Here is a 9,274-nt window from a genome sequence, read left to right on the forward strand (position 1 = left end):
CATCTCTGGGGTCAACGCCTTCTGGGTCCATGAGCGTTTTGCCGCCGCCTTCAGCGACGTACCAAGTCTCATTGAGGATCTGTACGTAGCCGCCAATTACGGCTACCTCTACCGTGTCGGTCACAGCCCCTCGGCCAAGACAATAGAGCGCTTCCTGGCCTGAGCCTTGCTACCCATCGGGTAGTTAGTAGGCAGCCGACCTGGGTATGCCGTCGCGGGTAAACCAGTCCTTCGCCGAGGCTACCGGCGCAAAATTGTTGATCTGGACTGGCAGCTCCTTGGGTACACAGAAGATATTCACCGAGACCAGCTCGGAAAAGATATTGTCGCTATTTCCCGCCACGTTATTCGGGTTGTACATCAGCGCCAAGTGCCACCAGGCGCGATAACCCAGCTCATCGACCAGCTCCAGCAGTGCCTCAGATTTTTCTTCCCGGTCATTCTCCAAATACATGATGGGTCGGCAACGCCATATGGTTTCGCGCGCGCCGTCCAGCACATCATGCTCCATACCCTCGACATCCACCTTCAGGAAATCCAGGCGCGATAGCTGAAAGCTGTCTACGGTCCGGATCGCCACCGGTTCATAGCCGGGCCGGCTCAGTCCCTCGCACAGCGCTACGCCACCGACATTGATTTCCTGGTCCAGCACATAGCGCGGCACCTGCATGATATCGGCTCGGGCCCCCAGGCCACACAACAAGGGGTCAACATTGAACAGCTCATTGAGCGCTAGGTTGGCGCAAAGCATCTGGTAGACGCGTTGCTGTGGCTCAAACGCCAGCACCCGGCCGGCCTGGCCGACCGCGCGCGCCAGGAACAAGGTATGGCTGCCGATATTGGCACCTGCCTCCAGCACGATATCGCCCGGTTTCACGATCTCGCGAAACAGCGATACCTCGGACTCAGAAAACTCACCATAAATATCCAGCGACTTGCCAACATACTGGTCGTGCACGAAATAGCCCATCAGGCCATGACGGCATTGCCGGATTCGACGCAGGGGCCCATCTATCAACAAACTCACAGTCTACTCCTCAATAACAATCCACCAGACAGGCTTAAGCCCGCCATGAACAGGCACAGCCTGCGCCGCATGACTGCGGAATCCAGCCAACTCCTGTTGCGCCGGCAGGCCTAACGATCAGGCTCGCCCGCCCAGCATGCAGTGTGAGTGATAATCGCATCTAGCGAGGTCCAGGCAACCAGCCCCAGAGTCGCGGCGCGGCGGGTATCGGGCAAATAACGCGAACGCCCCACCCCTTCTTCTATTGCCGTCAGCCTAACCGGCTTGGCCGGCGCCAGCAGCGCGCCAATACGGCCGGCCAGCGCCTGTAGCGTGACGAATTCGTGCGAGCCCACGTTATACGCCTGCCCGGCCTCGCCGCGCAGCAGCAATACGAGCAGCCAGATCGCTAGGTCGGCGCCGTACAGATAGCTGCGCCACACTTCACGGTCTGCCAGAACCGTGATTTCCCGCCGATACAAAGCGTCTCGGATAAAGTTGCCGATGGCAAAATGCCCGTCGAATGGCAGGCCCGGCCCCGCAAAGGCAAAGCAGCGGGCGAATACCGGCTCCAAACCACTTACCTGGGCATGCAACACCGCCAGCATCTCGGCTGCCCGTTTGGCCTCGCCATAGGCACTGTCAGGGTCGCAGGGGTCGCAAGCCAGGCCGCAATTCTCGGCAAAACTGTCTATATCGTCTGGCTGGCGGCCATACTGCGCCCCCGAACCGGTAAGCAATATGCGCTGCGCGCCGCTAGCACTGGCAAAGGCCAGCACCCGGCGCGCCCCATCAACGATCTGCTCGTAAAGTTGCGGCTTGTCCGCCTGGGCCGCTGGGGCGGTATCGGTCGCTGCATGGATCACGTAGTCGTAGCGTGCCGCCCCCGGCGCCAGCGTGGTCACATCACCCTGGATCAAACGCAACCAGGACACGCCTCGATAGCCGGGCTCGCGCGCCAGAAACGCCTCGGGGTCGCGCGACAGCACATCCACGCAAACCGGCACACCCCGCTCGTTCAAGGCAGCCAGCGCTGCCAGCAACCAACGCCCAAAAAAGCCTGTCCCGCCAGTAATAAAAAGCCGCTTGCCGGCCAGCGCCGCCAGGGTCCCCAATTGTAGGTCCAGGCGCAGGAAGTCCTGCGCCACCTGCGGGGACCGCAGCGATACCGTCATGCCACGCCCCAGTAGGGCAGATCGGCCACCTGTTCGACCACGCCCTCTCCGACCAGCGCGCCATAACCCCAGGCAACGCCAGTAAAGGACAAACCATTGGCGCGCGAGGCTTCCTCGTCAGACCGGGTGTCGCCGATATAGACGGAGGTCGCCGGGTCAATCGCGCAATCGCGCAGCAAGGTCGCCAATGCCACTGTCTTGTTCTCGTAGGCCGGCGTGCGGCTATCGATTGCATAGACACGCTCGAACAGACCCTCCCAGCCCAGATAGGCCAGGATGCGCAGTGTGGGCACTTCGCGCTTGTTGGTAACGATATAGGCAGGCAGACCCAGCGCCCGCCACTTGCTCAGCAAATCGCCTATGCCTGGATAGGGCTGTGACAGTTTGTAGCCCTCATGGTCATAGACGTGCCGGAAGCTGTCACTCAACTGCACGAGCTGACCCTCGTCACCGATGCCGGTCATCTCGCGCAAGGCGAGCTTCAGCGGCGGGCCGATCAGGCTGGCGTCAATGGGGCGGACTGGCGTAATGCGGTGCGCCGCCAGCACCTGCTCGAAGGTGCTGAGTATGCCCGGTGCCGAGTCGATCAAGGTACCGTCCAGGTCCAAGATAAAGCGCTCCGGCAACATGCCCTGGTTTGCTGCCGTCATCAGGCTTGCTCTGGCAGAGTCAGGCCACGGGCCGTATAGCTGGCCGCCGGCACCGCGCCGCTCAGGTTGCCCGCCAGCTCCTCGATAGGCAGCAGCGGCGACATATCCTCCAGCGGCAGCGAAATCATCGAACCATCCGCCTGCGGCACCGCCGCCACCTTGGGCCACAGCACCTCGTTCTCGATCAGGCGCACATCCACCAGCAAGGGTCCACGCTGCTGCATGGCGTCACGCAACACCTCGCCCAGCTTGGTCGCGTCATCAACCTGTACCGCCTTGAGGCCATAACAGGCCGCCAGTTGCAGCACGTCGGGCATGAACAGCTTGGCTTCAGGCCCGGTCGCCACATAGCGACCGTTGAAATAATTGCGCTGGCTGTTGCGGATGGACGCATAGCCATTGTTGTTCATGATCACGCAGACGATGGGAAGGTCAAAGGACTTCAGCGTCGCCAACTCCTGCAGGTTCAGCTGCAGGCTGCCGTCGCTCTCGATCAACACGGTACGTTGCCGATCCGCCGCCACACAGGCACCGATCGCCGCTGCCAGGCCGTAGCCCATGGCGCCCAGGCCCGAGGTCAGGAACATGCGCTGACCTGGCTTGTTGCGGAAGACGGTATAGACCGCCTCCACCGCCAGGCCCGAACTGCCGGTGACCACCATGGTGTCAGGCTCGATCGCATCGCTCAGTACATCGGCAAAATGGAAGTGGCTGATCGGCCCCTCGGCCGGGAACGGCTGCCCGTCGCACACCGTATAGCGCTGCTTCCAGGCCAGGCAGCGCTCGCGCCAGGCCTGCGGCGAGGTCACCGCCGGGTAAGCAGACAGCGCCGCAAAGAAGGCGGCCGCATCGGCCTCGATCACCGTGCTGTCTGGCAGCGTCTGCCGCGCCAGCTCGTGCGGGTCGATATCGACTACGAACTTACGCGCATTGCGGGCAAAAAGCTGCGGGTTGTAGGCGGTGACTACATTGTCGAGACGGGAGCCGACCGCGATCAGCAGGTCGCAGTTCTGAACCGCAAAGTTCGGTGCCCGCAGCGCCACCGCGCCTGGCCGGCCCACATTGAGCGCATGCTCGAAGGGCAAGAGATCCAGGGCGTTCCAGGTGGTAACCACCGGCACGGCAAACTTCGCCAGCAGCTCGGTGATCTGTACAGCCGCGCCCGACAGGCGCACACCATGCCCGAGCAGGAACAACGGGCGCTCGGCCGCGGCCAGGGCGGCGTGGAGCTCGTCCAGCAGGGCCGACGCGGGTGGCACAGGCGCAGCCAGGCCATCCTGCACCGGGTCAAAACCCTGCAGCTGTTCGGTATTGACGCTGGCGGCCTGCACGTCCAGCGGAATATCCAGCCAGACCGGCCCCTTGCGGCCCGTACGCGCCAAGTAGAGCGCCTTTTCCAGGTGGTAGCGGACAGCAGCCGGGTCTTCCAGCGTCACCGCATACTTGGTGATCGGTTCGACCACGCTGACGATGTCCACTTCCTGCACGCCCATCTGTCGCAACGGCCGGCCGCGCAAGAGGTCGGCCCGCTTGACCTGGCCCGAAAGGACCAGCAAGGGGGTCGATTCGATCCATGCTCCGGCCACCGGGGTCACGACATTGGTAGCCCCCGGGCCGGTCGTCACCAGAGCAACGCCGATATTCTCGTTGACCCGTCCATTCGCCTCGGCCGCAATCCCCGCCGCTTGCTCATGGTGATGGGCGATGTACTCGATATCGGGATGCTGACCGGCAGCATCAACCAGATGCATGGCTCCTCCGCCAGGCAGCAGGAAGACCTGCCGCACACCTTCGGCGGCCAGTACGTCAAAGATGTAGTCTGCTACGCGTTTGATCGTCATACGTTCAATCCAGCCAGTACTTCAGGAAGGTCTTCCGGTTGGGGTTGGCCTGGATAGCCGCATCCGTGTAGAAGGAATCGTTCTTGTGGTGAGTGGTTGAGATTTCCTCGAACACCGAACCGGTCGCGCTGCTGAAGGCATGACGTACGCCACAGGGCACCGTCACCACGTCGCCGGCCTTCACGGTACGGACCTCACCATCGAGCTGTATCTCGGCCGTGCCGTGCAGCACATGGAAGGTCTCTTCCTTCTGCTGGTGATATTGCTCGGGGTGGGTTTGGCCTGGCAGGAGGACCAAGAGCTTCTTGCAATACTCGCGGTTCACCACCGTAATCATGGTCAAGCCGTAGGCATCGAAGCGCTCCAGGCCATAGTGGTGCGAGATCTCCAGCTCAGCCCCGCCCGGCACCACCACATGGCCCTGGGCCAACAGCGCCTTCACGCGCTGGGCAATACCGTAGATCTGCTGCCGGCTGTCCTGAAAGACCACATTGTCCTTGCGCAGGGCATCGCCTGCCTTCAAGCCCTGCAGCAGTTGGTACTCCGCATACTTGGACCAGTCATTCGCCAGCAACTGGCCCGGCTCGGGCGGGAAGGCGAAGAAGACATCATCCGAACCGATCTTCTTGCCGCCCGGCACCTCATTGCGCACGAAGACACCACGGCGCAGGCTGTTGAGGCTATCCAGTTCCACCTTGGAAGGCGTGTAGCGACCGCTCTGTGTACCGCACATGCGCAAGGCGTCGGCCGCGGCGGCCAACCAGGCATCCACCTGCTCAGGGCTGGCCGAATAAAGGTTGAGCGGCCATTGCTCGGTGGCCATACCAACATGCTTCTCGAAAATGCTCGCGCCCTTGGCCAAGGCCACCACCACACCGGTACGGTTGTCCGGATGCTCGTGGGTGGAGTAGCCCACCGGCACACCCGGGTAGCGGCCGCGCAGCAGATCAATCTGGTTAAGCTGCAGGCCAGCGTCCTCGGTCGGGTACTCTGCCACGCAATGCAGCAGGGAGAACTGGATGTTGCGGTGCTGCAGGAAGCTGACCACGCGGTCGATATCCTCGATCGAGGAACCCGCGGTCGAGGCAATCACCGGCTTGCCCGCCTTGGCAATCGCCTCCAGCAGCGGCCAGTCGGTCAGCGAGCAGCTGGCTATCTTGATCACGTCAAAGCCGTGCTCAACGATCTTCTGCACCGAAGGCTCGTCGAAGGGGGTACAGATCGCCTCGAAACCCTCCTCTTTCATGACAACCAGCAGCGCCTTGAACTCGGCCTCGTTGAGTCGGGCTTCCTTGAAGCGCTTCACGTACTTCAGGTCCTCACGGTCCTGGAAGGCCGGGTGGATATAGGTATCGAGGTCGCGATACTGGAACTTGAAGGCAAAGCGGAAAGGGTACTGCCGGGCAATCTTGCCGAAGGCGCGAATGATCGCAGCACCGTGCCGGACATCCCCCATATGGTTGTTGGCCATCTCAAGAATGAACAATGGCGAGTTCAGGTTACTCATAGGGATTCCCATCAGAAATTGGTGCCGAAATAGGCTTCCAGGGCATCGCACACATAGTCCAGCTGCGCGGTCTCAAGCCCCGGCCATACGCCTATCCAGAAGGTGTCGTGCATGATGCGGTCGGTATTAGCCAGCTCGCCGGCAATCCGGTAGTTACGCCCCTTCATATAGGGCTGGCGCGTCAGGTTGCCAGCAAACAGCAAACGAGTACCGATCTTGCGCTGGTCCAGGTACTGCAAGAGGTCGACGCGGGTCGTATTGGCCGCCGGCTTGAGCGTGATAGGGAAGCCAAACCAGGCCGGCTCGCTACCTTCGGTCGCCTCGGGTAGCAGCAGGAATTCCTCGCAACGCTTGAGCCTCGCATACAGATAGGCGTAGTTCGCCTTGCGGGCCGCCACAAAATCCGCCAGCCGGTCAAGCTGGGCAAGGCCGCAGGCCGCCTGCATATCGGTGATCTTGAGGTTATAGCCCAGGTGCGAATAGGTGTACTTGTGGTCATACCCTTCCGGCAAATCACCCAGCTTCCAGCAAAAGCGCTTGCCGCAGGTATTGTCCTTGCCCGGCGCGCAATAGCAGTCACGCCCCCAGTCGCGGAACGACTCTGCAATCAGCCGCAGCTCAGGGTTGTTGGTGAACACCGCCCCACCCTCGCCCATGGTGATGTGGTGGGCCGGATAGAAACTCAAGGTCGCGATATCGCCAAAACCACCCACCTGCCTGCCGCGGTAGGTTGAGCCCAGCGCATCGCAGCAGTCCTCGACCAGCCACAGACCATGCTGCTTGCAGAAGGCCACCACGGCATCGAGCTCGAAGGGGATGCCCAGCGTATGGGCGATCATGACTGCCCGCGTCTTCGGCGTCAGTGCCGCTTCCAGCAGGCTGACGTCAATGTTGTAACAAGGCAGGCTGACGTCGACAAAGACCGGCACCGCCCCATTCTGCAGGATGGGGTTGACCGTGGTGGGGAAGCCGGCCGCCACCGTGATCACCTCGTCACCCGGCTTGATGGCCCGCTCGCCCAGGCGCGGTGAGGTCAAGGTGCTGAAGGCCAGCAAGTTGGCCGATGAGCCCGAGTTGGTCGTCAGTGCGTACTTGACGCCCAGGGTCTGCGCCAGGCGCTGCTCGAAAGCCTCGTTGAAGCGCCCGGTGGTCAGCCAGCCATCCAGTACGGCGTCGGTCATGGCCGACAGTTCGGCCGCACCGATCACCTTGCCGGACGGCGGTACCGGATCGCTGCCCCCGGTAAAGGTCTTTTCCGAGGCGGTTGCTTCGGCATAGCGGGCAACCAGCGCCAATATCTCGCGCCGTAGTTCATTCGCTTGCATGGGGGGAAGTCCTGGTTAAGCTGAGCTAGGACTGAAAGTAGCTCGAAATCTGTTGGATGGTCAGTCGCTGCATGTCCGCACCCGACAGCCAGGCTCGGTGCCAGTCAGAGGTCGCAGCCAGTGCCGCTTCCAGTCGCCAGCGTGGCCGCCAGCCCAGTGCCTGGCGGGCCTTGCTGCTGTCTAGCCGGAGCAGGCCGGCTTCGTGGGGCCCCCCGTCATCCTGCACCGAGAGCGTGCCGTCGCCCCACAGGCGGCACAGACTGCCCGCCAGCTCAGCAACGGCCACACTGTCCTCGTCCACCGGACCGAAATTCCAGGCCTCGGCCCCCTTGCCATCAAGCAAGGCCTCCGCCAGTTGCAGATAGCCCGACAGCGGCTCCAGAACATGCTGCCACGGCCGCACGGCATGGGGCCGGCGTATGACCACCGGTCGGCCATCGGCCAGGGCGGAGAGGATATCGGGCACCAGCCTGTCGGCTGCCCAGTCGCCGCCGCCGATCACGTTGCCAGCCCGCGCCGTAGCAATCAGCGGGCCGTCGAATGACTGGCGCCAGCAGGCGCTGACCAGCTCAGCGCAGGCCTTGCTGGCGCTGTAGGGGTCATGCCCGCCGAGCGCATCCCGCTCCCGGTAGGGCCATTGCCACTCCTGATTCTGATAGCACTTGTCCGTGGTAACCACCACCACCGCCTTCACCGACGACACCTGGCGTGCCGCCTCCAGCAGGTGGGCGGTTCCCATGACATTGGTGGCCATGGTCTCGAGCGGCGTACGGTAGCTCTCCCGCACCAGCGGCTGGGCCGCCAAATGGAAGATCACCTCGGGCTGCGCCGCCTGCACCGCCGCCTGTACGGCGGCAAAATCGCGTATATCGGCCATGACCGAGCTGGTCAGCAACTCACGCACCCGCGCCATTTCATAGAGCGCAGGCCGGGTTGGTACCGAAAGGCTGAAACCGTGCACCTCGGCGCTGGCCGAGGCCAGCGCCAGCGACAACCAGCTCCCCTTGAAGCCAGTATGCCCGGTCAACAGCACCTTCCTGCCACGCCAGGCAGACAGCGCGCCTACCAGACCTTCCAAGGTGCCTCCCCGCTGGCCCACAACTCTTCCAGCCTGGCCTTGTCACGCACGGTATCCATGGCGGCCCAGAAGCCATTGTGGCGAAAGGCCGCCAGACGGCCATCGCGCGCCAGCCGCATCATCGGCTCAGCCTCCCACAAGGTTGCATCGCCGTCGATATAGTCAAAGACCTCGGAGCCCAGCATAAAGAAGCCGCCGTTGATCCAGGCACCATCACCACGCGGCTTCTCCAGAAAGCCAGCCACCACATTCTGCTCGTCCACATCAAGCGAGCCATAGCGCCCTGGCGGCTGAACCGCCGTCACAGTGGCGAAGTGGCCGGCGGCGCGGCGCTCGGCATGAAAGCGAGCCAGCGCCGGCAGGTCCACATCAGCCACCCCATCACCATAGGTAAAGCAGAAATCTTCCCCATCCACATACTCGCGCACGCGCTTTAAACGGCCACCGGTCATGGTGTTCTCACCAGTGTCGACCAGGGTCACCTTCCAGGGCTCGGCATAGCGCTGGTGCACCGTCATCTCGTTCTTGGCCATGTCAAAGGTCACATCGGACGAGTGCAGGAAGTAGTTGGCGAAGTACTCCTTGATCACATAGCCCTTGTAGCCCAGGCAGATCACGAACTCATTGATCCCGTGGTGGGAATAGATCTTCATGATGTGCCAGATGATGGGCTTGCCACCGATCTCTATCAT

8 protein-coding genes are annotated in these 9,274 nt (G+C 62.4%); all 8 read right to left on the minus strand.

The genetic code is table 11. The features are described from left to right. Window positions 1-184: 184 nt before the first annotated feature. On the minus strand, window positions 185-1,027 hold the full coding sequence (locus tag VIM95_RS13480) for an FkbM family methyltransferase (protein ID WP_331986469.1): 843 nt from the start codon (window positions 1,025-1,027) through the stop codon (window positions 185-187). A 110-nt stretch (window positions 1,028-1,137) separates the two neighbouring features. After that, window positions 1,138-2,181, minus strand: coding sequence for an NAD(P)-dependent oxidoreductase (locus tag VIM95_RS13485; protein ID WP_331986471.1), 1,044 nt, complete (start codon window positions 2,179-2,181; stop codon window positions 1,138-1,140). After that, window positions 2,178-2,831 (minus strand): HAD family hydrolase, encoded by a 654-nt coding sequence (locus tag VIM95_RS13490; protein ID WP_331986473.1) that lies wholly within the window; start codon window positions 2,829-2,831, stop codon window positions 2,178-2,180. The genes VIM95_RS13485 and VIM95_RS13490 overlap by 4 nt, the downstream gene beginning before the upstream one ends. After that, the gene (locus VIM95_RS13495; RefSeq protein WP_331986475.1) at window positions 2,831-4,672 is read right to left on the minus strand and encodes a thiamine pyrophosphate-binding protein; all 1,842 of its coding nucleotides are present in this window, start codon (window positions 4,670-4,672) and stop codon (window positions 2,831-2,833) included. The genes VIM95_RS13490 and VIM95_RS13495 overlap by 1 nt, the downstream gene beginning before the upstream one ends. Before the next feature lie 4 nt (window positions 4,673-4,676). After that, window positions 4,677-6,179, minus strand: a complete 1,503-nt coding sequence (locus tag VIM95_RS13500) for an N-acetylneuraminate synthase family protein (protein WP_331986477.1) — start codon at window positions 6,177-6,179, stop codon at window positions 4,677-4,679. A gap of 11 nt (window positions 6,180-6,190) precedes the next feature. Next, a complete protein-coding gene (rfbH, locus tag VIM95_RS13505; RefSeq protein WP_331986479.1) occupies window positions 6,191-7,504 on the minus strand; it encodes a lipopolysaccharide biosynthesis protein RfbH in 1,314 nt (437 codons plus the stop codon). 25 nt (window positions 7,505-7,529) lie between these two features. After that, window positions 7,530-8,582: a CDP-glucose 4,6-dehydratase gene (rfbG, locus tag VIM95_RS13510; RefSeq protein ID WP_331986481.1), complete on the minus strand. Its 1,053-nt coding sequence runs from the start codon at window positions 8,580-8,582 to the stop codon at window positions 7,530-7,532. Next, window positions 8,567-9,274, minus strand: a 708-nt coding sequence (gene rfbF / locus VIM95_RS13515; RefSeq protein WP_331986483.1) for a glucose-1-phosphate cytidylyltransferase, incomplete at its 5' end; no start/stop codon positions are given. The genes rfbF and rfbG, both read right to left, overlap by 16 nt.

The sequence above is a fragment of the Chitinimonas sp. genome, assembly GCF_036568685.1.
Lineage (GTDB): Bacteria > Pseudomonadota > Gammaproteobacteria > Burkholderiales > Chitinimonadaceae > Chitinimonas.

Coding starts and splice junctions, on each gene's coding strand:
- VIM95_RS13495 (WP_331986475.1), bottom strand. CDS start 4,672: ATGACGATCAAACGCGTAGCAGACTACATCTTTGACGTACTGGCCGCC.
- VIM95_RS13485 (WP_331986471.1), bottom strand. CDS start 2,181: ATGACGGTATCGCTGCGGTCCCCGCAGGTGGCGCAGGACTTCCTGCGC.
- rfbH (WP_331986479.1), bottom strand. CDS start 7,504: ATGCAAGCGAATGAACTACGGCGCGAGATATTGGCGCTGGTTGCCCGC.
- VIM95_RS13490 (WP_331986473.1), bottom strand. CDS start 2,831: ATGACGGCAGCAAACCAGGGCATGTTGCCGGAGCGCTTTATCTTGGAC.
- VIM95_RS13500 (WP_331986477.1), bottom strand. CDS start 6,179: ATGAGTAACCTGAACTCGCCATTGTTCATTCTTGAGATGGCCAACAAC.